We start from the raw sequence: 21,668 nt of genomic DNA, 5'->3' as shown, positions 1-21,668 counted from the left end.
GAGGCGGCGCAGGGGCCGGACGGCCCGAGTCAGCGTCGCCATGCTGCGCGACGGCCGCGGGTGAGATCAGCGGCCGTCGGCGAGCTCTGGGGGCACGCGTCCTCCCAGCGAGGCGGTGACCCGCCCACAGACGGCGAGGAGGTCGTCGCGGAGCTCTTCGATGCGCGAGAGGGACGACCCCCTCGGGATACCCGACAGCGAGAGCATCAAGGCGACCTGGCCGTCGGTTCCGAAGATCGGCGCCATCAGGGATTGGACGGTGCCGGCGGTCTTCTCGTCGACGTCTTCCGGTGTGCTGTGGCGCTCGAGAGAGGCGACCAACTGGGAGACGTGCCGGACGAGCATGGGGGTCTGACCCACCTTGCCGATCTGGCCGAGCGTCTGCCACAGGTCTTCCATGCGGTCGGAGTAGAAGGCCGGAGTCCATCCGTGACGTCGCACCGCGTCGACCTCGGCGTCGAGCCGTTCACGCTCGGCCGCGGTGAGCGGCTCGGCGCTGCGCTCGTACCAGGCGTGGATGGACTCCTGCCCTGCCCACGCGACGAAGATCCGTCCTGCGGGGGGTGCGAACGGCAGCGCTGTGCCGATCCGCAGCGGGGCGGTCGATCCACTGGGTGACGCGGATGCCACGACGATGAAGGTGTCGGTGCAGGCGCCGAGTGCCAGCACCTCGACGTCGGAGCGTCCGGCGAGCGCGGTCATCTCGTCGCGGGCACGGTCGGCGATGGCCAGGTGCTCGGCCATCGCGGGGTTCGCGCCCATCACGAGCGAGCCCAGCGTGAACGCGCCGTAGCCTCCCTGGAAGAAGAGCAGGGGCAGGGTGGGGTTCTCGACCGCCAGGTCGGTCACCCGGCCGATGTGGATGTAGTGGTCGCCCGCCTCGTGGATCGCGTCCGGCACGCAGTCGATCCAGGCGACGACGTTCTCGAGGATCGGCGCACCGGAGGGCGCCGCGCGCCACTCGACGTCGGCGAACCTGTCCGCCCCGCGGGTCGCAAAGGAGCGGCAGAGCGCCTCCTGGTCGGCCGCGAGGACGTTCACGCAGAAGGTCGTCGCTTCCCGGATCCGGGGGAAGGTGGTCGAGGAACGGTCTGCCAGGAAGGCGACGAGCGGGGGGTCGAGGGACACCGACGTGAACGAGCCCACGACCATCCCGATCGGCTTACCGCCCTCCATGGCGGTGACGATGCACACGCCCGTGGGGAAGTGCCCGAGCACGTTGCGGAACTCACGCGGCTCGATCGCCGGAGATAAAGTCGTCGGCATAATTGTATAGATTACACAGATTAGGCGCGTGGTCCAAGCGCCGGTTTCCGGATGCCAGGTCTCGAACCTCCCAGCGCCGGGGGCGGAGCGGGGTTCCGCTGCCCGGCGCCGGCGGCTCTCCTCTTCGCGCTACTGCAACGGCCCGTACGGCGCGGGCGCGGTGCGCGCGTGCGTCGCCTGCTCGAAGGCGTACGCGAGCCCGAGCAGCGGTCCTTCCGCGAAGTCGCGCCCGAGCCACTCGAGGTTGACGTTTCCGGCGGGGGAGTTGCCGATCGCGGCGACCCAGCCCATCGGAACCGTCACGGCCGGCATCCCCGTGTTCGGGCTGAGGCGCATGTTGCTGCCGATCGTCGAGTACGCGTTGCCGCTCGGGTAGACGATCGCGTCGAGGCCGAGGTCGTCCATGAGCTGCGTCACGAGCGCCTTGCCCTTCGCGAGCTGGACCGTGTGCGTGCCCTCGGGGCCTGCCCACGCCTCGTACGCCTCCGGCGTGACCGCGGCGCGCTGACCGTACGGGCTGCTCGCGCGCCCCGGCGATGGGCGCACGGCGAGTGGGGCCGAGGAGGCATGGCCCGCACGTCGAGACCGTGCCAGGATGTGCCCATGCGAGGCCAGTCGGATCCCGGCGGCGCGCCGACACTGCAGTTCCTGGGCGGCGCCGACTCGGTCACGGGTTCGAGGTTCCTGATCGAGTTCGAGTCGACGAGGCTGCTGGTCGACTGCGGCATGTTCCAGGGCTACAAGGTGCTGCGCGAGCGCAATCGCGCACCTTTTCCGATCGCGCCCGATTCGATCACCGCCGTCGTGCTCACGCATGCCCACCTCGACCATTCCGGATACGTGCCCGCGCTGGTGCGCGACGGGTTCAGCGGTCCGGTGTACGCGACTGCGGGCACCACGGATCTGGCCGGGATCATGCTTCCCGACAGCGGCTACCTCGCCGAGGAGGAGGCGAAGCGCGCCGAGCGCCACGGCTACTCGAAGCACGCGAAGCCGCGCCCGCTGTACACCGCGGAGGACGCGGAGCGGTCGCTGCAGAGCTTCGTGTCCGTCGACTTCGACGCTCCGCGCGACGTGGGGCGGGGCATCCGGTTCACCCTCATACCCGCCGGGCACATCCTGGGGGCATCGGGCGTGCGCGTCGAGGTCGGCGGGCGATCGGTGCGGTTCACAGGCGACCTCGGCCGCCCGCACGACCCGATCATGCTGCCGCCCCGGCCGCTCGAGCATGCGGATGTCTTCGTCACCGAGTCGACCTACGGCGATCGCACGCACCCGACGATCGACCCCGAGGAGGTCCTCGCCGATGTCGTCAACCGCGTCGTGAAGCGCGGCGGGGTCGTGCTGATCCCCGCGTTCGCGGTGGGACGCACCGAGACCGTGCTGTACCACTTGTCACGGCTCATCGACAGCGGCCGCGTGCCCGACGTGCCCGTCTACCTCAACAGCCCCATGGCGATCGACGCGGCGGGCATCTACCAGCGGTATCCGCACGAGCATCGGGTCGATCCTCAGCGATTCCGCCGGATGTACGACCTCGCGAATCTCGTCCACGACGTCGATGAGTCGAAGCTCCTCAACCTCCGCGGCGGTCCGATGATCATCCTGTCGGCGAGCGGCATGCTCACGGGAGGACGGATCCTCCACCACCTGGCGGCATATGGCGGCGACCGGAAGAACGCGATCGTGCTCGTCGGCTACCAGGCCGGCGGGACACGCGGGTCCGCCCTCCTGGGCGGCGCGACGTCCCTGCGGATCTTCGGCGGCGACGTGCAGATCCGGGCGGAGGTCGTGTCGATCGACGGCATGTCAGCGCATGCCGACGCGGACGAGCTGTTCGAGTGGCTGTCCGCGGTCGACGCACCGCCCGAGATCGCGTACGCGGTGCACGGCGAGCGCGAGGCCGCCGATTCGCTTCGCGCGCGGCTGAAGCAGCGGCTCGGCTGGCAGGCCCGCGTGCCCGAGCATCTCGAACGAGTGCGTATCTGAGCTCACTGCCGGGGGTCTTCGGACACCGGTCCGTCGGAGCCGGCCAGCTCTCGCTCGTCGGCGCGATGCCCTCCGCGCCCCACCGCACGCCAGACCACGAACACGCCGGCGGCGATCACGAGCACAGGCCACACGTAGTTGAGGAGAACGAACCACCTGCCGGCGCTGAAGAGGATCACGATCGCGACGAGGGCGGCGGCCGCGGCGGGTATCCACGCCCACCGCCGTCGCGACGCCCCGCCGGGCAGAAGGGCGACGAGGGCGAAGGTGACTGCCACGCCGAAGAGCAGGATCGCTCCGATCATCGGGCCGTCGGCGACGGACGAGAGGCCCGCGACGATCGCCAGCGTCAGAAGGACGCCTGCCGGAATGACCGCCCACCAGCGGTCGACGTCGCGGAAGTACACGACCCAGAACCCCACACCGAGCAGCGCGAGGAACGGCACCTCGGTCCACTGGCCGAGACCCTGCGGATCGAGTTCCATCACGACGACGAGCGCTGCCCCGAGCAGGGCCGCACCGGGGATCGCCGCCCACCATGAGGATCGATCGGCCGAGAACACGAACCAGAACACCGCGCTCGCCGCCGCGAGCAGCACCGCCCACACGATCCGGGGCGACGTCATCGTCCCCGTCGCCTCGAGGAGGAGCAGCACCCCCGCGACCACGATCAGCCCGCCGAGGATGATCTGAACAGACAGCCTTCTCATCATCGACCCCCCATTCGTGCGGCCGTCAGCTCTTCGAGAGCGGCTCGGATGCTGACACGGCGAGCTCGTCGGCGATCGCATCCGCCCACGCGTCGATCGCATCCCACTGGCGGAAGTCACCGTTGGGCAGGAGGTCGCGCAGCGCCGGCATCCACGCGATCATCCGGTCGGCGCCGCGCAGCTTCTCATGCTCGTAGGCACCGCGGAACACCTGCTTCCCACGCGGGTGCAGAAGCTCCTCGTACTCGGCGAACTGCTTCGGCTCGGCGCCCTTCAGCACATCGTTGCCGTCCTTGTCGACCTCTTCCGTGCCGAGCGGACCGCTCGCGAACAGCCACACGGGGTGAACTGAGAGCTCGGTCGCATGCCGCTCCACGAACTTCCTCGCGGCCTTGCGCCAGTTGAACTCGTAGACCGCCGACCCCACGACGTACGCGTCGTATCCGGAGGGATCGTCGGTGTCGGCGCACGAGCGCACGTTGACCTCATGGCCTCGCTCACCGAGCCGATCTCCCAGGCGTTCGGCGATGCCCTCCGTCGCGCCGTACTTGCTCGCGTAGGCGACCAGGATTCTCATGGTCGTCCTCCCTCCATCGGTCCGGGGTTTCGAACGATTCACGGTAGATCGCGGCGACCAGCCTGCGAGTGACGAAGGTCCCGCGGGGACCGGAAAGCGCCTATCCTGACCCGCAGCATCGACCGCCACCAGAATGAAGAGGAGGTGCGACATGAACGCCGCGCCGGTCGCATTCACCACCGGGGACTTCCGGGCACGCATGGAGCGCGCCGTCGAGGATGCCGTCGCGGAAGGGCTCGACGGCCTCCTGGTGACCCCGGGACCCGATCTCCTCTGGCTGACGGGCTACAGTCCGACGGCGATCACCGAGCGCCTGACGATGCTCGTCCTCAGTACGGACGCTGAGCCGCGGATGCTCGTGCCCACGCTCGAGCGGCCCGACCTCCAGCACGCGGTCGGCGCCCCGGCGCTCGCGGTCAGCGACTGGCGCGACGGACAGGATCCCTATGACGTCGCCGCGGGGCTGCTGCGGCCGGGTGCGCAGTACGCCGTGTCGGACTCGACGTGGGCGATGCACCTCCTCGGCCTGCAGAGACGGCTCGCGGGCACCCGGTACTTCGCGATCACCGAGCGGCTCCCGATGCTCCGTGCGGTGAAGGACGCCAACGAGCTCGCGCGCCTCGAGGCGGCGGGCGCGGCCGCGGATGCCGCGTTCGAGGAGATCGTGCAGCTGCCGTTCGCAGGCCGGAGGGAGACGGAGGTCGCGGCCGACCTCGCCCGGCTCCTGCGCGACTTCGGCCACGAGCAGGTCGATTTCACGATCGTCGCATCGGGTCCCAACGGAGCGAACCCCCACCACGACTCGGGCGAGCGGACGCTCACCGAGGGTGACGTGGTCGTGATGGACTTCGGCGGGCTCATGCACGGGTACGGCTCCGACACGACGCGCACCGTCTCGGTCGGAGAGCCGAGCGCGCAGATGCAGGAGGTGCACGACATCGTCCGCGCGGCGCAGCAGACCGCGTTCGAAGCCGTGCAGCCGGGCATCGCGTGCCAGGAGATCGACCGCGTCGCGCGGCGCGTCATCACCGAGGCGGGATACGGCGACGACTTCATCCACCGCACCGGCCACGGCATCGGCACGACGACCCACGAGCCGCCCTACATGGTGGAGGGCGAGGAGCGCCCGACCGTGCCCGGCATGTGCTTCTCGATCGAGCCGGGTATCTACCTCGCCGGACGGTTCGGTGTGCGGATCGAGGACATCGTCACGGTCACGGAGAACGGCGGACGGCGCTTCAACAACACGACGCGCGAGCTCGTCATCGTCGAGTGACCGTGCCGGTGTCCCATCACTACGAGGACGTGCCCTCCGCGGGCACGGCACGGCTCGCGACCGACGTCTCGCACTACCTCTCCGAAGGCCCGGTGTGGGACGGCATCCGCGAGAGGATCCTGTGGGTCGACATCGTGAGCGGCACGGTCCACTCGGGTCGCCTCCGCCCCGACGGCACGATCCGGGTCGAGGAGCGGTACCACTTTCCGGATACCGCGGGAGCGGTCGCCGTCGCGGAGACGGGGGAGCTCGTCGTCGCCGGTACGCACCGCCTGTACTTCCGATCGGTCGACGGCGCGATCCGTGCGGGGGCGGAGCTCATCTCGGGCCGCGAACGCCGTTTCAACGACGGCAAGCCGGACCCGCGGGGGCGTTTCGTCGTCGGCACGCTGGGCCCGGGCGGGGAGCAGCTGATGCGGGTCGACGGCGACGAGGTGACCGTGATCGACGATGACCTCGGGCTCTCGAACGGCCTGGCGTGGTCGACGGACGGCAGCCGCTTCCACAGCATCGACACGACGAACCGGCGCATCCACGTGCGCGACTACGACGCGGTCACCGGGTCGATCGGCCGCCGTGAGCTCTTCCGGCAGTTCGAGCACGGCGCTCCCGACGGGATGACGACGGATGCCGACGACCACCTCTGGGTCGCGATGTGGGGCGAAGGGTGCGTCCTGCGCATCTCGCCGACCGGGCGGATCGTCGCCCGGATCGACGTGCCGGCTCCGCACACTTCGTGCGCCCAGTTCGCCGGTCCGGACCTCGAGACCCTCGTCATCACGACGGCGACCGAGCACCTGACCGCCGAGCAGCTTCGCGCGAGCCCGCTGTCGGGTCGACTGTTCACCGTCACGCCGGGCGTACGCGGCCACCCGCCGTACCTGTGGAACGGACGGACCCAGCGGCACGCGTGAACACCCGAGCGGACGGTGGTCCGAGTCGGTGTATCAGCCCCCTCTGTCTCCGATTCCTCTCTACATGGAAGAGAAGAACCGCGGTATGGATCCGCCTCTCAACGAACGCCAGCTCCGCACCGCGAAGCTCGAAGTCCGGCGGCACGAGGTCGCCGCTCCGGAACAGATCACCGCGTCGTTCGACGTCGCTGCTGATGCCGACGCCAAGCCCGACATCGCGCTCGAGCAGACCGCCGACGGTCGATGGCGCGTGAACGTCTCGATCGCGGGCACCCGGGCAGCCCTCGTCGAGCGCAGCCCGATCGAGCCCGTGCGCGTGCCGAGCCGCAAGCTCACGTCCGGGCTCGCACGCATGAAGCCCGAGGAGCTCGCGCCGTCGATACCGGTCGATCGCGACGACCTCGCGATCCAGCCGAGACTGCCGAAGGGACTGCGAGACCTGCGGGCGTACCGCGACGACCGTGACATCCGGCCGACCACCGTGTTCAGCCCTGACGGGCGGTGGGTGTACTACGACGAGCACTACCCGTGGCGGTGTCTCGTGCGCATGACACGCCCCTCGGGCTGGAGCGGCAGCGGCGTGCTCATCGGTCCGCGCCACGTCCTCACCGCCAGCCATTGCGTCGACTGGACGCCGGGATGGCTGCGCGTCGACGTGCTCTACACGAACGGCAATTCGCTCGCGACGGCGTACGGCACACTCGCCTACTACGTGCAGAAGGTGACGGCCGCGAACTACAGCTCGACGAACCTCGACGACGACTACGCCGTCATCGTGCTCGACCAGCGTCTCGGTGACCGGTTCGGGTGGTTCGGCGCGCGGACGTACTCGGACTCGTGGGACGACGAGATCCTGCCGTGGCGCAACATCGGCTACCCGCAGGACTTCAGCTGGACGGGTGAGCTCGCGACGTACCAGCGCGACTTCGCGATGGATGAGACCGACTTCGACTCCGACTCGGGCGGCAAGGCGCTTTTGAGCGACACGTTCGACAACTGGCCGGGACAGTCCGGAAGCCCCGTGTTCGGCTTCTGGTCGGACGGCCCGTACGTCGTCGGCGTAACGTCGGGCGAGAGCAGCTCGGACAACTTCATCGCCGGAGGCGACCGGCTCACCGGGCTCGTCCGGCGTGCACGTCAGGAGAACCCTTGACGCACGTCCGAGACGACCGCGGGCCGGCGCAACGCGTCAGTCCTCGCCGAGGATCGCGGTGACGTCGGCCTGCACGAGGACGCCCGAGTCGAGGTCGGCCCTCACGACGTGGCGAGCCGGGCGCGACGAAGGGTCGGGGAAGATCTCGATCCACTCGCGGTTGAGCGCGGTACGGTCCCGGTAGTCCACGAGCCACACGGTCATCTTGATGATGTCGTCGGTCGTGCCGCCGACCGCGGCCACGAGCGCGCGCACGTGCCGGAAGACGTTCGCGACCTGCTCGTCGAGGGTCGCCGGCAGCTCGCCGGTCTCGGGATCGCGCCCCGTCAAGGCACCTGAGAACACGAACGGTCCCCTCCGGCTCGCCACGGGAATGGGGTTCTCGTGCCCGAAGCCGGGCAGGTCGATGGACTCGCGAGGGGTCATCCGATGCCTCCCTCCCGATCGTAACCGCGGCGGCGAGTGACAGCAGTTGCCTCCGTGTCACGCGTGATGGCGCCGATGTGACGGGTCGTCGTATCTGACGCCCCGCCACCTCGCTCCCATACCTCGACAGGCTGGAGGAGCCATGAAGCAGGTCAAGGAGCAGACGACGCAGCAGTCGGGCTCGCCCCACACGAGCGGCGGGGGCGGAGGCGGCGGCACGAAGACGTGGACGATCACCGGCATGCTCCGCGTGCGGGAGAGCGAGATCGAGGGCACGTCGAAGGACCGCGCGCTCAAGGGCATCGAGGTCAAAGTGCAGGCCTCGGATGTCAGCGCGAGCGGCCCCTGGACGACGTGGGGCACCGCGCGCACCGACGCGCAGGGCGCCTTCCGGGTGACCGAGGAGAACAACGGCAAGACGCGGTTCTTCCGCGTGCAGGCGCGGCTCGTGGCATCCGATCTCACCGTCGAGGACGGATCGCTCGTCGACCTCAGCAAGGTCGACATCGCCGACCGGAACTGGCGCCTGATCTGGAAGTCCAGCGGGCAGCTGTCGGGCCCGTCGGTGTCGCTGGGCACGAAGGTCATCGCGTCAGGGCAGCCGCACGACCTCGGCAGCGTGGAGTTCCGTCGCCAGGCGATGCTCTGGTACCTCCACCGAACCACGATCGACGAACTCAAGCGCCAGGATGCGTGGTTCGCGATCGACGACCAGGTGAAGGTGCTGTATCCGGCTCGCGGCGGGTTCCAGGTGTCGTACCTCAACGGGGCGGTGATCCACCTGCAGGAGGGCACATCCGACTGGAAGCCCGACGTCGCACTGCAATGGTTCTGGCAGGCGTGGCACAACTTCCACACCGGCAGCACCAGCGAGTACTTCCGCGCCGGGTTCGCGGCATTCGCGATGATGGCCACGATGCACGAGCTGTGGGGCGCGCGGCTCAAGAAGCCTTACAACCGGCGCTACGTCGCGGCCGGGCTCTCGATCAGCACGATGGACGAGCTCGAGCACGAGCCGCTCGGCGTGCAGCACGGTCTGCGGCTGCTGCGCTGCGGCGGGCGTCGCAGCTGGTGGAGCCACCTGTTCGGCACGGCGCAGAAGTACCCGGACAACCGTGAGGACGCCGACGGCGACGGCAAGCCCGACGAGCCCGTGGAGGCGGGGATCAAGCAGCGCCTCACCGGACGGGTGGTGCCGGTGAACGAGCCCGATCACCTCACGTTCTGGGAGATCCTGCGGGCGTTCCGCGCGGACCGCAAGCACGGCTGGTCCAGCGACTTCGCCCTCTCGGAGGCCGACGGCGACGGTCTGCTGGCGTTCATCGCGCGGGTCGCGAGCATCCACGAGCTGTCCGAGGACACCCATGCGATGCTGATCGACGCGCTCGACCCGCTGAGCACCAAGGAGCCGTTCGAATGGCTGCCTCAGCTTGTCGCGGCAGAACGGTGAGCACGCGCTCGATGTCGTCGCGGAACGGCGCCGTGTTCCGCCGTGCGCGAACTCGGGCCGCGGCATCCGCTTCAGGTCGACACTTGTTCACGTGGACGATCGGGAGGCTCTCGACGCGTACTCCTCGACGGTGATGCGCGTCGCGCAGACGGTGCTGCCCTCGCTCGCTGCGGTGAGCGTGCAGACGCGGCAGGGCATGGGCGCGGGAAGCGCAGCGGTGATCAACGACGACGGGAACCTGCTCACGAGCGCCCACGTCGTGGACGGGGCACGCCGCGTGGAGCTCGCGTTCTCGGACGGCGGGGTCGTGCCGGCATCCGTCGTCGGTGCCGATCCGCTGTCGGACCTGGCCGTCCTCCATGCGGACGGCGAGACCGCGGCGCCCGTGCGGCTGGGCGATGCGGCGACGCTCGGGGTCGGGCAGCTCGTGGTCGCGCTCGGCAACCCGCGGGGTCTGTCGGGGAGCGTCACGGCCGGCATCGTCTCAGCCCTCGGGCGCTCGCTGCCGACGCGCGCCGGGCGGGTGATCGACGAGGTGATCCAGACGGATGCCGCGCTGAACCCCGGCAACAGCGGCGGCGTCCTCGCCGACAGCGCGGGCCGCATGGTCGGCGTGAACACGGCCGTCGCGGGCATCGGGCTCGGGCTTGCGGTGCCCATCAACGCGACGACGCGCGAGATCATCGAGGCGCTCCGCACGACCGGACGCGTCCGGCGGGCGTGGCTCGGCATCGCGGGGGCCACCGTGCCGCTGGCGCCCGAGGTCGCGGTGAAGGCCGGCGCGAAGGTCGGCATGCAGGTCGTCTCGGTCGTGCCCGCAAGCCCCGCGGCCGCGGCGGGAGCGCACGCGGGCGACGTCGTGCTCTCGCTCGACGGCGTCGCGATCGCCGATCCCACCGCGCTGCAGCGACGCATGGTCGAGGCGGCCATCGGGCGGCGGATGGAGATGACCGTGTGGCGGAACGGGGCGCTGGTAGACGTCGTCGTCGAGCCCGAGGAACTGCGCGTCTCGTAGCCGGCCGATCCGGCGCGCTTCATGAGAGCCGGATGAGAAAGTGTGCGGACACGCCGTTATCGGTTTGTAACCAGCCACGAGAACCCGTTAGCGTCGGCCTCTATCAACCCGGCCCCCGACGGATTGGATACCTCGCGCGTGGATATCGATGCCCTCAAGCGAACCTGGGCTCAAGTCTCGGCGCACGGGGACGCGGTGCCCGGCTATTTCTATGCGCACCTCTTCCTCGCCCACCCCGAGGTGCGCGACATGTTCCCGGTCACCATGGCGACGCAGCGCGACCGGCTCGTCAGAGCCCTCGGCCGCATGGTCAGCAACGTCGACAACCTCCCCGAGGTCGTCGGATACATCGAGGACCTCGGGCGCGACCACCGCAAGTTCGGCGCGCTCGCGGATCACTACCCGGCGGTCGGAGCGTCACTGCTCGCCACGCTCAAGCACTTCCTCGGCAGCGGCTGGACGGCCGAACTCGCGTCGGACTGGGCCGAGGCGTACGGCCTGATCGCGACCACGATGATCACCGCCGCCGAGGCGGTCGAGTCGCAGCCGGCGACGTGGGGCGCGGAGGTGATCGCGACGCAGCGCCGCGGCATGGACATCGGCACCGTGTCGATCCGGGTCGACGACGACTACGAGTACCGGCCCGGGCAGTCGGTCACGCTCGAGATCCCGCAGCGACCCCGGCAGTGGCGGTACTACTCGCCGGCGCACGCCCCGCGCGCCGACCGCACGATGGACTTCCACGTGCAGCTCGTCGCGGGCGGCCAGGTCAGCGGCGCGCTCCTGCGCGACGTCCGGCCCGGCGACCGCGTGCGGCTCGGTCCGCCCATCGGCGAGCGGCTGACCCTCCCGCCGGATCGCGAATGGCCCGACCTGCTGCTCGTGGCCGGCGGCACCGGCATCGCCCCGATGCTGGCGATCCTCGACCAGGTCGCCGAACGGCACCGCACGATGGGAGTGGGCCCGCACGTCGCGCTGTACCACGGAGTGCGGCATCCGTGGGGGTTCTACGCCAAGCCCGAGCTCGGGCGCTACGAGGGCGTGCCGTGGCTCGAGACGGAGTTCGTGGTGTCCGACGACCCGTCCTTCCCGGGACGCCGCGGGCTGATCGGCGAGATCGCGGCGGCGGATGGCCCGTGGTACGGCCGCACGGCGCTCGTGTGCGGTTCGCCGCGCATGGTCGAGCACACCGCGGCGACGCTTCGCTCCGCCGGGGTCGAGCCAGACCGCATCCGCAGCGAGAAGTACGAAGACCCCTACAGCCAAGACGTCAGCGATACGGGCAGTCAGGCAGGCTCCCGAGAACTCGCCCAGCCGCGCGTCGGGCTGGGTATCTAGGAGAGGGCAACATGATCATGACCGGGACCCAATCCGCGCCGATCACCCCGGAACTGCTGCGCGGAGCATCCTTCTCTCGTGAGGGCGACGGATACAGCCGCGCCGAGGTCCACTCCCTGCTGGCAGCCGCCGCGGATGCGCTGGAGGTCGCCCGGCGCGACAACGAGGCGCTGACCGCCAGCCTCAGCTCCGAGGACAACGAGATCTCCAGCCGCGCGGTGCTGCTGCTCAGTCAGGCGCAGCGCATCGCCGACGACGCCGTCGCGGAAGCCGAGTCGTACTCGAAGGATCTCATCGAGACCGCCCGCAACCAGTACCGCGAGATCGTCGAGCGCGCCCAGCAGGCCGCGCATTCGATCGAACACGGCCCGGGTGCGCGACCCGTGGCCGAGCCGAGCGGGTTCGCCGATTCGCCCGGCGCCCCGGCGGCGTGGACGTTCGACCAGACGCCCGGCCCCGCCTTCGCCACGGATGACCTGTTCGCGGTGGGGCCGGCGTCGCCGGACGAGGTCGTCCGTGCCCGCCAGTTCGCGCGCATGGCGTCAGCGCAGGTCCATTCGCTGCTCGAGTCCCTCGAGCGCGAGATCGCTCGCCTCGGCGCGAACGCCCACCGGGAGCAGGCGCCCGAGGAGCGCACGCCCCACCGCCGCTCGTCGTTCGTGAGCAACAACGGCCAGCAGCGCCCCGAGTCCTGAGTCCCGCGGCACCCACGGTGCCGGCATCCCTCAACCACACCACGAACGGAGCACCCATGACCGACACGAGCGCATCGACGACACTGTATGAACGGCTCGGCGCGGGCGACGGCATCGCCGCCGTCGTCGACAGCCTGTACCGGCACATCATCGGCGACGAGACCCTCGCCCCGTTCTTCGAGGGCACGGACATGGTCGAGCAGAAGCGGCACATGGCGCTGTTCCTGGCCGTCGCGACGGGCGGCCCGAACGGCTACAGGGGTCGCGACATCGACGCGGCGCACGCCGGGCGCGGCATCACCGACGCCGATTTCGACCGTGTCATCGGGCACGCGGCGACCGCGCTCGCGGAGGCCGGCGTCGACGACGAGACGATCCAGACCGTGGCGGGGGCGCTTCTGCCCCTGCGCGACCAGGTCGTCGCGGACGCGTCGGCCGCCTGACCCGGGCTTCTGACTCCTGACCGTCCGGGCTCCCCCACCCGGACGGTCAGGTGACTGCTGCGCGCCGCGCGAACCGGGCCTCGCGCCAGACCTCGGTATGCAGGATGTCCTCGAGTGCCGCGACGGCGTCCCACACATCGACGTGCGAGACGTACAGCGGCGTGAAGCCGAAGCGCATGAGGTCGGGCGCGCGGAAGTCGCCGATCACACCACGGTCGATGAGGGCCTGCATGACCGCGTAGCCGTCGGCGAAGCGGAGCGACACCTGGCTGCCCCGCCGCGCCGGGTCGCGGGGCGTGACCACCGCGATGCCCCACCGAGCGAGGCGCTCGTCGACGAGCGCCATGAAGAGCTCGGTGAGCCGCAGGCTCTTCTCGCGGACCTGCGCCATGTCGACCTCCGCCCACACGCGCAGGCTCGCCTCGAGCGCCGAGATCGCGAGCACCTGCGGAGTGCCGACCCGGAACCGCGTGATGCCCGGCGCGGGCGTGTACTCGACCGTGAAGTCGAACGGCCGGGCGTGCCCGTTCCATCCGGTGAGCGCGGGACGCGCGTCCTCGTGGTGTCGTTCGGCCGCCCATAGGAACGAGGGAGCGCCGGGACCGCCGTTGAGGTACTTGTACGTGCAGCCGACCGCGAAGTCCGCATCCGCCCCGTTGAGGTCGACGGGCACGGCACCGGCGCTGTGACACAGATCCCACACCATGACCGCGCCCGCCTCATGGACGCGGCGCGTGACGTCGGCCATGTCGTACATGCGACCCGTGCGGTAGTCCACGTGCGTGAGCACGACGACCGCCACGTCGTCGCCGAGCACATCGTCCAGGCTCGGGCCGTCGTCGGAGATGAGCCTGCGCTCGAGGGGCGAGTCTCCGCCGAGGAGCGTCTGAACGCTCTCGAGCACGTAGAGGTCGGTGGGGAAGTTGCCCCGCTCCGACACGATCACCCGGCGATCGGGGCGGAGCCGGGCCGCCGCGACGGTCGCCTGGAAGAGGCTGGCCGACGTCGTGTCGCCGATCACGACCTCACCGCGTGCGGCGCCGATGAGCGGGGCGATCATGTCGCCCACCGCGCGCGGCTTGTCGAACCACCCGGCGTCGTTCCAGCTGCGGATGAGGCCGGAGCCCCACTCCTCGGCGATCACGCGCTGCACCTCGGCGGCGGTGTCGCGCGGGAGTGCGCCGAGCGAGTTGCCGTCGAGATAGATCACACCCTCGGGCAGGGTGAAGCGCTCGCGGAACGGCGTGAGCGGGTCCGCCGCGTCGAGCGCCGCGCACGTGTCGCGGTCGATCCGGTCGGCATCGAACGAGGGGACGGTCATTGTCGGGGCATCCGTTCGCTGTGGAATGGGGGCGGATCGACGAACCGGCGTCCTCGACGGATCGCTCGCCCAGCCGGTAAGGATAGCCGGTCGGCGCGCCCGCGCGTTCGGCCCCAATGTCCTGGGACAGGCGTATCGTGAACGCGTCCCAACCGGGGCGAGGGTGAGCCGGGAAGTCTGGTCGGCACGTTGACACAAGTGACCGAAAGGCAGGCCATGGGTGCACAGCTCATCGTCCGGGGCGATCAGCTGCCGGTGCTGCAGCAGCTCGCCGTCACGCAGGCCTCCGGCCTCGAGCCTCCGCGCGCGGTCGTGTGGGGCGCCGACCTGCGCGACGCGACATCCAAGCGCGACGCGCAGAAGCGGCTGGTCGCGCACTGCCGTGACGTGGCCGCCGTGGCGGCGGCGCATCCGCAGCTCGCCCACGTCTTCGTGGCATATTCGCACGGCGGGGTCGTGCCGGCGGGCGGATGCCTCGCGACCGCCGCGCGCGCGGCCGCGCGCCTGCACGCCGAGCTCGAGCGCGCAAGGGGTCGGTACGTCGAGGTCGTGCTGCTGGATGTCACCGGCTGCGAGGACGCCGAGACGCTCGACCGGCGCGTGAAGCAGGCGATCGCGACTCCGGCCGGCGTCGCGGGCGACGTCGCGCTCGGATGGGACGACATCGTCGATTCGTCGATTCACGCCGCCGCGGCACGCGAGCTCTGCTGATCCAGGACACCGAGCAGCACCATCACCAGCCCGAACTCGACAAGCCCGAGAGCGAAGTACAGCGCCTGCAGGAAGCTGAACGGGATGAAGACCATCTGGACGAAGATCCAGATCACGCACGCGAACGCGGCGGCCGCGGATGTCATGACGAACCACCGCGAGCGAGCCAGGCCTAGGCCGAAGGCGACAGCCTGCGGCCCGGCCACGAGCGCGATGAGGACGATCCCGGGCACGACGTACGACGTGAACGGCGATCCGTCGAGGTAGTCGAGGGGCGGGACGAGCACCGTTCCGAGCGCGGGATCGAGGCTCCCGACGATCAGTGCGACGCCGCCCGCGACCGCTGTCAGCCCCACGAACGCCTGCGTGACGAGCAGGGCGATCCGCGCGACGCGCTTCATGGCGATCCTCCTTCGCTCCAGGATCGGTGGCCGCCGCACCGAGCGGCGGGACCTTCGCCCCACCGGGGGGCCGCCGGGCTCAGCCGTCCGGAACGAGCACCGCCGCGCCGTCGAACCGCCCGTCCTTGAGATCGTGGAGCGCCTGCGCACCGCGTGACAGCGGGTACGGATGCACCGTCGCCGTCACCCCGTACTCGGCGACGCGCTCGAGGAACGCGCGCCCGTCGGCCCGCGTGTTCGACGTGACGCTGCGCAGCTGCTTCTCGTAGAAGAGCTCGTCCTCGTACACGAGCGCGGGGATGTCGGTGAGGTGGATGCCGGCGATCGCGCACGTTCCGCCGCGGTCGAGTGCGCGCAGCGCGTGCGGCACGATGTCGCCGACAGGAGCGAAGAGGATCGCGCTGTCGAGCGGCTCGGGCGGAGGGTCGGAGAAGCCCTGCGCCGACGCTGCGCCGAGCTCGAGCGCGAGCGCCTGCGACGCCTCGTCGCGGGTCATGACGTGGACCCGGGCGCCCTCGGCGAGCGCGACCTGCGCACACAGGTGGGCGCTGCCGCCGAAGCCGTAGAGTCCGAGGCGCCCGCTGCGCGGCAACTCCGCCCGCAGCAGGGCGCGGTAGCCGATGATGCCCGCGCAGAGCAGGGGAGCGAGCGACACGTCGTCACCCTCCGGCAGCCGGTACGCGTACGCGGCGGGCACGGTCGCGTACTCGGCGTAGCCGCCGTCGGCGTCCCATCCGGTGTACTCCGACGCGGGGCAGAGATTCTCACGATCCGACCGGCAGAACCGGCACACGCCGCACGTTCGGCGCAGCCACGCGATGCCGACGCGATCGCCCGGCGAGAAGTCCGACACCGCGTCCCCCGCGTCGACCACCTCGCCGACGACCTCATGCCCGGGCACGACGCGGACCTTGTGCGCGGGAAGGTCACCCTCGCTCACGTGCAGGTCGGTGCGGCACACGCCGCATGCCGTCACGCGAACGAGCAGCTCGTCGGCGGCCGGGTGCGGCACGGGAAGCTCGACCCAGTCGAGCGGCTGCGACTCGATGGGTCCGGGGCGCGCGACGACCCACGCGCGCATCGTGGCGGGCAGGGCGGCCATGACGACCATTCTGCGCAGGATGATCACGTGAGAAAAGGCGCGATCCACCCCACAGAACCGCGTAGCGGGGCCACCATGGAGGCAGGCGACCGAAAACCCTCGCCGGCCGCCGGAGGAGCCCGGCATGGGCAAGTTCACATACGAGACGACCATCAAGGTCGAATTCGACGATCGCCTCCTGCTTCACCTGCAGACGGTGGTCGGAACGAAGCTCCGCCGTTCGGAGTCGTTCTTCTTCAGCTGGCGCGAAGACCCGAGCCTCGGCGGCGGACGGACGACGATCTGGGTCCACCCCAACGCGTCTCTCATCTTCCGCTACTACGGCAGCAGAGCCCCGACGCTCAACCGGCTGTGGCTCGAGGTCCTGATGCACGAAGCCAACTCGCCCAGCGGACTGCACGTCGTGCCCGAGCCCGCCGAGGACGAGCCCGACGACACGTTCGCGCCCGGCCACGTGCACGCGGCGGGGTAGGGCGCGGCATCCGTCTCGATTCGGTGTCAAGCCCCTCGGCGCCGTCGTGCCCGCGTGAGAGCGTGCGAGAGATGCCGCGCGACTGCCGGAGCGTCCGGCGCGGCGCGGGAGAGGAGCGTGCGACGTGGACGAGCGCGAGCAGGACCTCGGTGCCGGTGGCGACGGCGTCGACGAGCCCGACACTCTCGCGGGCGGTGAGTTCCAGGAGGAGCTGGCCGACTCGAGCGACGAGGTCGACCGCGAGACCGGCCTCTACACCGATGGACGCGGCGCCGGTGAGGGCGGCTACGCCCAGACGGAGGAGTCGTTCTCGGACCAGCCCGACACCCAGGGCGACGACCCGCTCGTGGCCGAGCTCGGCGAGGAGGGTCAGGGCGACCTCGCCCCCGAGGACCTCTGAGACGAACCGGATGCTCCGCCGTAGCCCCGTGCCCCCAGGGTGTCAAGGGCGTGGCGTCCGATTGCGCGAGCGCGGACCGTAGAGGGGACGGGCGCCGAGGAGGAGCACCGGTATGGGCAAGTTCATCTACGAAGGGTCGATCAAGGTCGACTTCGACGATCGCGTGCTCGCACACCTGCAGCTCGTCATCGGCAGCAAGCTGCGTCGCGGAGAGGGCTTCCACTTCACGTGGCGCGACGACCCGAGCATCGGCGACGGTCGCACGACGATCTGGATCCACCCGCAGGCCTCGCTCGTGTACAAGTTCTACGGCAGCCGCAAGCCGGCGCTGAACCGGGCGTGGATCGACGCGCTGAGCTTCACGGCGAACTCGCCCACCGGGCTCTATGTCGTGCCGGAGCCGGCGGAGTCGGCGGATGGACGGATGCTGACCGATGAAGCGCATTGACATCGTCTACGGCGGCCAGCTCTACAGCGTCGGCGGACGCGAGCCCGACGAGATCCTCGACGAGATCGCGGATGGTGTGAAGCGCGGCGCGCACTGGCTGCGCGTCAACGATGGCGAAGGGCTGCGTCGCGACGCGCTGCTGCTGATCACGGCCGGCGTGCCGATCGCGGTGATCCCGATCCCGGGCGACCGGGAGCCCGACCGCGGCGGGACCACCACGCCTCTCGAGTGACGCGTTCTGGGCGGTGCTGAGCCCGCAACCCTGATTCCACGGCGCAAGCCGTCGAGCTAACGCGCTCGGCGGCTTGCCTTCGCGCCTGGCGAACGAAGGGGGCATCCGCTGAAGTTTTTCCGGAATCGGGATTGCGGAAACGGTATTCAGCGTTACTATGTACCGGTACCAAGCGTTACTGAGTACCGACGGAGGATGCGATGAGCAAGCAGGCGACCGAGATGCTGAAGGGCACTCTCGAGGGCATCGTGCTCGCGGTGCTGGCCTCGCGGCCCGCCTACGGCTACGAGATCACCGCGTGGCTGCGCGAGCAGGGCTTCACCGACATCGCCGAGGGCACCGTGTACGCACTGCTGGTGCGCATCGAGCAGCGCGGCCTGGTCGACGTCGAGAAGGTGCCGTCCGAGAAGGGCCCGCCGCGCAAGGTGTACTCCGTCAACATCCAAGGGCGCGAGTACCTCGAAGAGTTCTGGAGGACGTGGAGCTTCCTCGCAGACCGTCTGGAAAAGCTCCGCCAGGAAGGAGAGTGACATGGCCGCCAAGTGGATCGAGGCGCTCACGGGTTCGCTCGAGCAGAAGAAGCAGTACAAGCAGAGCCAGGCTCGCATCGAGGCCCTGCCCGCGCCGTACCGGACGGCCGCGAAGGCCCTCCACCGGTACTTCCTGTACTACGGCGGGCACCTCGACGGCGACACGCTGACCACGATGTTCGGCGACCTCGCCGACCTGTGGGAGCGGGCCGCGACCGACGGCACGCCGGTGCGCGACATCGTGGGCGACGACCCCGTCGACTTCGCGGAGACCTTCGCGCAGTCCTACACGGGCCGGCAGTGGATCGACAAGGAGCGCGTCCGCCTGACGAAGGCGATCGACGACGCGGTGAAGGAGCAGGGCTCATGACCGTCGCGACGATGACCGATGCCCCGGCCATCCGGGTCCGGGGCCTGCACAAGTCCTACAAGGACCTCGAGGTGCTGCGCGGAGTGGACTTCGAGGTCGAGCGGGGGGCGATCTTCGCCCTGCTGGGCTCGAACGGGGCCGGCAAGACGACGACCATCCGCATCCTGTCGACCCTCGCGAGGGCCGACTCGGGCACCGCGTCGGTCGGCGGCTTCGACACCGCCGGCCGACCGGTCGACGTCCGTGCGGCGATCAGCCTCACGGGTCAGTTCGCCGCCGTCGACGAGGTGCTCACGGGGCGCGAGAACCTGACCCTCGTGGCGCGTCTTCGCCACGTCGCCGATCCGGCGGGCGTCGCGGATGCCCTGCTCGAGCGCTTCTCGCTGACCGAGGCGGGCGGCCGCAAGGTCGCCACGTACTCGGGTGGCATGAGGCGCCGGCTCGACATCGCGATGAGCCTCATCGGCGAGCCGTCCGTCATCTTCCTCGACGAGCCGACGACGGGCCTCGACCCCGAAGCGCGCCTCGGGGTGTGGCAGGCGGTGCGCGAGCTCGCGCGCGGCGGCACGACCGTGCTGCTGACGACGCAGTACCTCGAGGAGGCCGAGCAGCTCGCCGATCGCATCGCCATCCTCCACGAGGGCCGGATCATCGTGAACGGCACACTCGCCGAGCTCAAGCAGCTGCTGCCCGCGGCATCCGTCGAGTACGTCGAGAAGCAGCCGAGCCTCGAAGACGTCTTCTTCGCCCTCACGGGCCGGCGGGAGACGCAATCAGGAAAGGAAGAATCATGACCGCGCACGCCATCGGCGACACAGCGGTGCTCACCGGCCGGTCGCTGCGCCACATCCTGCGCAGCCCCGACACCATCATCACAACGGCCGTCACGCCGATCGCCCTCATGCTGCTGTTCGTCTACGTCTTCGGCGGGGCGATCGACACGGGCGCGGCCAAGGGGTCGTACATCGACTACATGCTCCCCGGGATCCTGCTCATCACGATCGCGTCGGGCATCGCCTACACCGCGTACCGCCTGTTCCTCGACCTGAAGAGCGGCATCTTCGAGCGGTTCCAGTCCCTGCCGATCTCACGATCGGGAGTCCTGTGGGCGCACGTGCTCACGTCGCTCGTCTCGATCGTGATCTCCCTCGCGATCGTCGTCGGGGTCGCCCTGCTCATGGGGTTCCGCACGGGGGCGGGGATCGGCGGCTGGCTCGCGGTGGCGGGCATGCTCATGCTGTTCACTCTCGCGCTCACGTGGCTCGCGGTGATCCCGGGGCTCACGGCGAAGACCGTCGACGGAGCGAGCGCGTTCTCGTACCCGCTCATCTTCCTGCCGTTCATCAGCTCGGCGTTCGTGCCGACCGAGTCCATGCCGGGCCCCGTGCAGTGGTTCGCCGAGAACCAGCCGGTGACCTCGATCGTCGACTCGATGCGGGCGCTGTTCGCCGGCCAGCCCGTCGGCGGAGAGATCTGGGTCGCGATGGCCTGGCTCGTCGGCATCCTCGTCGTGGCGTACGTCGCATCCATGGCGATCTATCGCCGGCGGATCAGGTGAGGTAGGCGTCGACCATGATCGGGCCGCGGATGCCGCGCAGCGCGTCCACGATCCGATCGACGCCGCGTCGGCCGAGGGTCGACAGCTGGAGGTCGTGCGGGCCGAGCTTCTCGAGCTTTCCGGTTCGGATCCGCACGACCTCCCACCCCGCGCTGCGCAGCAGACGGTCCTTGCGGCGATCGGACTCCTCGCGCGGGCCGACGTGCTCGAGCCCGAACCGGCCCGGACTGTCGTACTCGATCGCGACCCGCAGCTCCGCGAGCACGATGTCGGGCCACACCTCGAGGTGGTCGAAGAACGGCCGGCTCACGCGCACGGCGTTGAGTCCCTGCGTGAGCGGCAGCCGGGCGAAGAGGTCGGTCCGCAGCTTCGCCTCGACGGCGGATGCCGGAGCCGGCGCGCACTCACTCGTGAACGCGTCACCGACCGGGAGGTCGGGCGTCTTGCCGCACAGGCGCCGCGTGGGCTTCGCCCGCGGCGCCGGTGCCGGCGGATCGTCGGGGAGGCGGATGCGCGGCGGCGCCGCCTGGAGGGAGCACTCGGGGCACCACGCCGACCGCCGCCGCTTCTGGCCCGGACGATTGCGCTGCTCGGTGGGCGTCGCCGCGAACAGGTGCCCCGCCTCGCACTGCCACAGCAGGAGCACATCGGCCGCCGGCGGGATCTGCGACAGCACGATCCCCGCGTTGAGCTCCGGGTGATACTGGCGCACGAGCATGGGGAACGGCGCCCATGCTTCGCGATACGCGCCCACGGCGTACGGCACCTCTGCGCCGCGTGAGAACTGCCGGCGCGCCCACCACCGCTCGACCCGCTCCGCCATGCCGCAGAAGGTAGCGCGAACCTCGGACGCCGGTTGCGGCATCCGGTT

The 21,668-nt window shown here is 70.2% G+C and carries 27 protein-coding genes; 18 read left to right on the top strand and 9 right to left on the bottom strand.

Features of this window, described 5'->3' with window-relative positions; all coding sequences use genetic code 11:
- Window positions 1-66 precede the first annotated feature (66 nt).
- Together BJ991_RS17670 and BJ991_RS17665 are read right to left on the bottom strand one after the other, a co-directional pair.
- The gene (locus BJ991_RS17670; protein WP_179492178.1) at window positions 67-1,266 is read right to left on the bottom strand and encodes a flavin reductase; all 1,200 of its coding nucleotides are present in this window, start codon (window positions 1,264-1,266) and stop codon (window positions 67-69) included.
- A gap of 129 nt (window positions 1,267-1,395) precedes the next feature.
- Window positions 1,396-1,812: a hypothetical protein gene (locus tag BJ991_RS17665; RefSeq protein WP_179492176.1), complete on the bottom strand. Its 417-nt coding sequence runs from the start codon at window positions 1,810-1,812 to the stop codon at window positions 1,396-1,398.
- A 57-nt stretch (window positions 1,813-1,869) separates the two neighbouring features.
- Between BJ991_RS17665 and BJ991_RS17660 the strand changes: the two genes are divergently transcribed.
- Window positions 1,870-3,255 carry an MBL fold metallo-hydrolase RNA specificity domain-containing protein gene (locus BJ991_RS17660; protein WP_179492175.1) on the top strand — a complete coding sequence of 462 codons (1,386 nt, stop codon included), beginning with the start codon at window positions 1,870-1,872 and terminating at the stop codon, window positions 3,253-3,255.
- Between the two features lie 2 nt (window positions 3,256-3,257).
- Here BJ991_RS17660 and BJ991_RS17655 read toward each other — a convergent pair whose 3' ends face one another.
- Both BJ991_RS17655 and BJ991_RS17650 read right to left on the bottom strand, forming a co-directional pair.
- Window positions 3,258-3,968 (bottom strand): hypothetical protein, encoded by a 711-nt coding sequence (locus tag BJ991_RS17655; protein WP_179492173.1) that lies wholly within the window; start codon window positions 3,966-3,968, stop codon window positions 3,258-3,260.
- A gap of 22 nt (window positions 3,969-3,990) precedes the next feature.
- Window positions 3,991-4,542, bottom strand: a complete 552-nt coding sequence (locus tag BJ991_RS17650) for a flavodoxin domain-containing protein (RefSeq protein ID WP_179492171.1) — start codon at window positions 4,540-4,542, stop codon at window positions 3,991-3,993.
- Between the two features lie 151 nt (window positions 4,543-4,693).
- On the opposite strand from BJ991_RS17650, the gene BJ991_RS17645 reads away from it, so the two are divergent.
- The 3 genes from BJ991_RS17645 to BJ991_RS17635 all read left to right on the top strand — a co-directional run bounded on the left by BJ991_RS17645 (window position 4,694) and on the right by BJ991_RS17635 (window position 7,885).
- Complete coding sequence (locus BJ991_RS17645) at window positions 4,694-5,818, top strand: M24 family metallopeptidase (RefSeq protein ID WP_179492169.1); 1,125 nt, start codon at window positions 4,694-4,696, stop codon at window positions 5,816-5,818.
- A gap of 2 nt (window positions 5,819-5,820) precedes the next feature.
- A complete protein-coding gene (locus BJ991_RS17640; RefSeq protein WP_343048821.1) occupies window positions 5,821-6,732 on the top strand; it encodes an SMP-30/gluconolactonase/LRE family protein in 912 nt (303 codons plus the stop codon).
- 85 nt (window positions 6,733-6,817) lie between these two features.
- Window positions 6,818-7,885, top strand: coding sequence for a trypsin-like serine peptidase (locus BJ991_RS17635; RefSeq protein WP_179492167.1), 1,068 nt, complete (start codon window positions 6,818-6,820; stop codon window positions 7,883-7,885).
- A 36-nt stretch (window positions 7,886-7,921) separates the two neighbouring features.
- Here the strand turns inward: BJ991_RS17635 and BJ991_RS17630 are convergent, their stop codons facing one another.
- The gene (locus BJ991_RS17630) at window positions 7,922-8,311 is read right to left on the bottom strand and encodes a RidA family protein (RefSeq protein WP_179492165.1); all 390 of its coding nucleotides are present in this window, start codon (window positions 8,309-8,311) and stop codon (window positions 7,922-7,924) included.
- Window positions 8,312-8,453: 142 nt separating this feature from the next.
- On the opposite strand from BJ991_RS17630, the gene BJ991_RS17625 reads away from it, so the two are divergent.
- The 5 genes from BJ991_RS17625 (at window position 8,454) to BJ991_RS17605 (ending at window position 13,252) form a co-directional block, all read left to right on the top strand.
- Entirely contained in the window at window positions 8,454-9,761 is a 1,308-nt protein-coding gene (locus BJ991_RS17625; protein WP_179492163.1) for a peptidase associated/transthyretin-like domain-containing protein, read from the top strand.
- A 91-nt stretch (window positions 9,762-9,852) separates the two neighbouring features.
- The gene (locus tag BJ991_RS17620; RefSeq protein WP_343048820.1) at window positions 9,853-10,776 is read left to right on the top strand and encodes a S1C family serine protease; all 924 of its coding nucleotides are present in this window, start codon (window positions 9,853-9,855) and stop codon (window positions 10,774-10,776) included.
- 195 nt (window positions 10,777-10,971) lie between these two features.
- Window positions 10,972-12,114, top strand: a complete 1,143-nt coding sequence (locus BJ991_RS17615) for a globin domain-containing protein (protein ID WP_343048819.1) — start codon at window positions 10,972-10,974, stop codon at window positions 12,112-12,114.
- 11 nt (window positions 12,115-12,125) lie between these two features.
- Window positions 12,126-12,809, top strand: a complete 684-nt coding sequence (locus tag BJ991_RS17610; protein ID WP_179492159.1) for a DivIVA domain-containing protein — start codon at window positions 12,126-12,128, stop codon at window positions 12,807-12,809.
- A gap of 56 nt (window positions 12,810-12,865) precedes the next feature.
- Entirely contained in the window at window positions 12,866-13,252 is a 387-nt protein-coding gene (locus BJ991_RS17605) for a group I truncated hemoglobin (protein ID WP_179492157.1), read from the top strand.
- A 46-nt stretch (window positions 13,253-13,298) separates the two neighbouring features.
- Here BJ991_RS17605 and kynU read toward each other — a convergent pair whose 3' ends face one another.
- Window positions 13,299-14,573 (bottom strand): kynureninase, encoded by a 1,275-nt coding sequence (gene kynU / locus BJ991_RS17600; protein ID WP_179492155.1) that lies wholly within the window; start codon window positions 14,571-14,573, stop codon window positions 13,299-13,301.
- Window positions 14,574-14,771: 198 nt separating this feature from the next.
- Between kynU and BJ991_RS17595 the strand changes: the two genes are divergently transcribed.
- Window positions 14,772-15,284 carry a hypothetical protein gene (locus tag BJ991_RS17595; protein WP_218852973.1) on the top strand — a complete coding sequence of 171 codons (513 nt, stop codon included), beginning with the start codon at window positions 14,772-14,774 and terminating at the stop codon, window positions 15,282-15,284.
- Here the strand turns inward: BJ991_RS17595 and BJ991_RS17590 are convergent.
- Together BJ991_RS17590 and BJ991_RS17585 are read right to left on the bottom strand one after the other, a co-directional pair.
- Window positions 15,254-15,685, bottom strand: a complete 432-nt coding sequence (locus BJ991_RS17590) for a hypothetical protein (protein ID WP_179492151.1) — start codon at window positions 15,683-15,685, stop codon at window positions 15,254-15,256. The two genes, BJ991_RS17595 and BJ991_RS17590, sit on opposite strands and share 31 nt — an antisense overlap.
- Before the next feature lie 79 nt (window positions 15,686-15,764).
- Window positions 15,765-16,787, bottom strand: a complete 1,023-nt coding sequence (locus BJ991_RS17585) for a zinc-binding alcohol dehydrogenase family protein (protein WP_246301129.1) — start codon at window positions 16,785-16,787, stop codon at window positions 15,765-15,767.
- A gap of 124 nt (window positions 16,788-16,911) precedes the next feature.
- Here BJ991_RS17585 and BJ991_RS17580 point away from each other — a divergent pair, with 124 nt between their 5' ends.
- From BJ991_RS17580 to BJ991_RS17545, 8 genes are all read left to right on the top strand, one after another.
- On the top strand, window positions 16,912-17,259 hold the full coding sequence (locus BJ991_RS17580) for a DUF7882 family protein (RefSeq protein WP_179492149.1): 348 nt from the start codon (window positions 16,912-16,914) through the stop codon (window positions 17,257-17,259).
- A 124-nt stretch (window positions 17,260-17,383) separates the two neighbouring features.
- Window positions 17,384-17,659: a hypothetical protein gene (locus BJ991_RS18520; protein WP_246301128.1), complete on the top strand. Its 276-nt coding sequence runs from the start codon at window positions 17,384-17,386 to the stop codon at window positions 17,657-17,659.
- Window positions 17,660-17,771: 112 nt separating this feature from the next.
- Entirely contained in the window at window positions 17,772-18,107 is a 336-nt protein-coding gene (locus BJ991_RS17570; protein WP_179492147.1) for a DUF7882 family protein, read from the top strand.
- The gene (locus BJ991_RS17565; protein ID WP_179492145.1) at window positions 18,094-18,339 is read left to right on the top strand and encodes a hypothetical protein; all 246 of its coding nucleotides are present in this window, start codon (window positions 18,094-18,096) and stop codon (window positions 18,337-18,339) included. Before BJ991_RS17570 ends, BJ991_RS17565 begins: the two co-directional genes overlap by 14 nt.
- Window positions 18,340-18,539: 200 nt before the next feature.
- Window positions 18,540-18,869 (top strand): PadR family transcriptional regulator, encoded by a 330-nt coding sequence (locus tag BJ991_RS17560; RefSeq protein WP_179492143.1) that lies wholly within the window; start codon window positions 18,540-18,542, stop codon window positions 18,867-18,869.
- Window position 18,870: 1 nt separating this feature from the next.
- The gene (locus tag BJ991_RS17555; protein ID WP_179492141.1) at window positions 18,871-19,239 is read left to right on the top strand and encodes a DUF1048 domain-containing protein; all 369 of its coding nucleotides are present in this window, start codon (window positions 18,871-18,873) and stop codon (window positions 19,237-19,239) included.
- A complete protein-coding gene (locus BJ991_RS17550) occupies window positions 19,236-20,033 on the top strand; it encodes an ABC transporter ATP-binding protein (protein ID WP_425487538.1) in 798 nt (265 codons plus the stop codon). Before BJ991_RS17555 ends, BJ991_RS17550 begins: the two co-directional genes overlap by 4 nt.
- Entirely contained in the window at window positions 20,030-20,797 is a 768-nt protein-coding gene (locus BJ991_RS17545) for an ABC transporter permease (protein WP_179492139.1), read from the top strand. The genes BJ991_RS17550 and BJ991_RS17545 overlap by 4 nt, the downstream gene beginning before the upstream one ends.
- On the opposite strand, the gene BJ991_RS17540 is transcribed toward BJ991_RS17545, so the two are convergent.
- Window positions 20,790-21,620, bottom strand: coding sequence for a zinc-ribbon domain-containing protein (locus BJ991_RS17540; RefSeq protein ID WP_179492137.1), 831 nt, complete (start codon window positions 21,618-21,620; stop codon window positions 20,790-20,792). The genes BJ991_RS17545 and BJ991_RS17540 overlap by 8 nt on opposite strands.
- Window positions 21,621-21,668 lie beyond the last annotated feature (48 nt).

Source organism: Microbacterium immunditiarum, from assembly GCF_013409785.1.
In the GTDB taxonomy this organism is placed as follows: domain Bacteria; phylum Actinomycetota; class Actinomycetes; order Actinomycetales; family Microbacteriaceae; genus Microbacterium; species Microbacterium immunditiarum.
This window is presented reverse-complemented; position numbering and strand designations above follow the sequence as displayed.

Bases quoted from the DNA above. Each gene is read 5' to 3' on its own strand.
- BJ991_RS17610 (WP_179492159.1), top strand. From the start codon at position 12,126: ATGATCATGACCGGGACCCAATCCGCGCCGATCACCCCGGAACTGCTG.
- BJ991_RS17545 (WP_179492139.1), top strand. From the start codon at position 20,030: ATGACCGCGCACGCCATCGGCGACACAGCGGTGCTCACCGGCCGGTCG.
- BJ991_RS17650 (WP_179492171.1), bottom strand. From the start codon at position 4,542: ATGAGAATCCTGGTCGCCTACGCGAGCAAGTACGGCGCGACGGAGGGC.
- BJ991_RS17605 (WP_179492157.1), top strand. From the start codon at position 12,866: ATGACCGACACGAGCGCATCGACGACACTGTATGAACGGCTCGGCGCG.
- BJ991_RS17560 (WP_179492143.1), top strand. From the start codon at position 18,540: ATGAGCAAGCAGGCGACCGAGATGCTGAAGGGCACTCTCGAGGGCATC.
- BJ991_RS17565 (WP_179492145.1), top strand. From the start codon at position 18,094: ATGAAGCGCATTGACATCGTCTACGGCGGCCAGCTCTACAGCGTCGGC.
- BJ991_RS17590 (WP_179492151.1), bottom strand. From the start codon at position 15,685: ATGAAGCGCGTCGCGCGGATCGCCCTGCTCGTCACGCAGGCGTTCGTG.
- BJ991_RS17585 (WP_246301129.1), bottom strand. From the start codon at position 16,787: ATGGCCGCCCTGCCCGCCACGATGCGCGCGTGGGTCGTCGCGCGCCCC.
- BJ991_RS17630 (WP_179492165.1), bottom strand. From the start codon at position 8,311: ATGACCCCTCGCGAGTCCATCGACCTGCCCGGCTTCGGGCACGAGAAC.
- BJ991_RS17555 (WP_179492141.1), top strand. From the start codon at position 18,871: ATGGCCGCCAAGTGGATCGAGGCGCTCACGGGTTCGCTCGAGCAGAAG.
- BJ991_RS17635 (WP_179492167.1), top strand. From the start codon at position 6,818: ATGGATCCGCCTCTCAACGAACGCCAGCTCCGCACCGCGAAGCTCGAA.
- BJ991_RS17540 (WP_179492137.1), bottom strand. From the start codon at position 21,620: ATGGCGGAGCGGGTCGAGCGGTGGTGGGCGCGCCGGCAGTTCTCACGC.
- BJ991_RS17580 (WP_179492149.1), top strand. From the start codon at position 16,912: ATGGGCAAGTTCACATACGAGACGACCATCAAGGTCGAATTCGACGAT.
- BJ991_RS17550 (WP_425487538.1), top strand. From the start codon at position 19,236: ATGACCGTCGCGACGATGACCGATGCCCCGGCCATCCGGGTCCGGGGC.
- BJ991_RS17570 (WP_179492147.1), top strand. From the start codon at position 17,772: ATGGGCAAGTTCATCTACGAAGGGTCGATCAAGGTCGACTTCGACGAT.
- BJ991_RS17625 (WP_179492163.1), top strand. From the start codon at position 8,454: ATGAAGCAGGTCAAGGAGCAGACGACGCAGCAGTCGGGCTCGCCCCAC.
- BJ991_RS17655 (WP_179492173.1), bottom strand. From the start codon at position 3,968: ATGATGAGAAGGCTGTCTGTTCAGATCATCCTCGGCGGGCTGATCGTG.
- BJ991_RS17660 (WP_179492175.1), top strand. From the start codon at position 1,870: ATGCGAGGCCAGTCGGATCCCGGCGGCGCGCCGACACTGCAGTTCCTG.
- kynU (WP_179492155.1), bottom strand. From the start codon at position 14,573: ATGACCGTCCCCTCGTTCGATGCCGACCGGATCGACCGCGACACGTGC.
- BJ991_RS17645 (WP_179492169.1), top strand. From the start codon at position 4,694: ATGAACGCCGCGCCGGTCGCATTCACCACCGGGGACTTCCGGGCACGC.
- BJ991_RS17670 (WP_179492178.1), bottom strand. From the start codon at position 1,266: ATGCCGACGACTTTATCTCCGGCGATCGAGCCGCGTGAGTTCCGCAAC.